Origin of the sequence: Mycobacterium sp. (assembly GCF_008709575.1) — a bacterium.
In the GTDB taxonomy this organism is placed as follows: Bacteria; Actinomycetota; Actinomycetes; order Mycobacteriales; family Mycobacteriaceae; genus Mycobacterium.
This window is the reverse complement of the sequence record NZ_VYIK01000388.1, coordinates 1-671: the sequence shown is the minus strand read 5'-3', so window position 1 is coordinate 671 and position 671 is coordinate 1. Positions and strand designations below refer to the sequence as shown.

Below are 671 nucleotides of genomic sequence, written 5' to 3'. Positions count from 1 at the left end.
CCGGCGTCGACCCGGCGGTCCCGGACGGGCTACGCGCGGTGCGGTTCCAGCGGGCGCTGGGCCTGTGGCCGATCTACGAGGAGGTCGTGACCCACCAGCCGCCCCGGTTGATCGAATACCGCACGATCCGCGGCCCGGTCCGCAATCATCTCGGCCGTCTGGAGTTGTCCCCTGCCTCGGCCGGCACCCGGCTGGTCTACCTGATCACCTTCGACACGCCGTTCGGCTTGCCCGGCCGGTTGCTGGCAGCCGGCTTGGCGGCAACCTGGCGGCATTGGAGCCTGCCCCGGCTGCGACGCCGTTGTGCACTCCCCGCGCACCCGGCCGCGCCGACCGAGACGAAATTCCGTTCTTTGAGTTAATCCGACGAATCGCCGTCCAACAGGCCACATTTACTCACAATTCGTACTCACCAATCGCCGCACAGTTGCGAACGTCGGCGAACGTGTTGATGTTGATCGCCTGCTCGAGGGCCGCGAATGGGTTCGGGCCAGCGGAATCGATGCCGGCGAACCGGCCCTGCGTCGTAATCGGCGTGAAACTTACCGAGGTACCAGGCTGAGCAGCACGTCGGGCCCGATCCGCTCGACGCCGTCGAACCGCCAGCGCAGCGCCCGCGCGATGCTGGGCACCGCGACGTCGTCGACCGCGGTGACCGGCCCGCCCAGCAG

At 68.4% G+C, this 671-nt stretch carries 1 protein-coding gene and 1 pseudogene; one reads left to right on the top strand and one right to left on the bottom strand.

What is annotated here, in order from left to right; translation table 11 throughout:
* A partial coding sequence (locus tag F6Q13_RS19135; RefSeq protein ID WP_293059878.1) for an SRPBCC family protein occupies positions 1-362 on the top strand: 362 nt, incomplete at its 5' end.
* A gap of 180 nt (positions 363-542) precedes the next feature.
* Here the strand turns inward: F6Q13_RS19135 and F6Q13_RS19130 are convergent.
* Positions 543-671, bottom strand: a pseudogene (locus F6Q13_RS19130) (bifunctional diaminohydroxyphosphoribosylaminopyrimidine deaminase/5-amino-6-(5-phosphoribosylamino)uracil reductase); the annotation flags it as partial.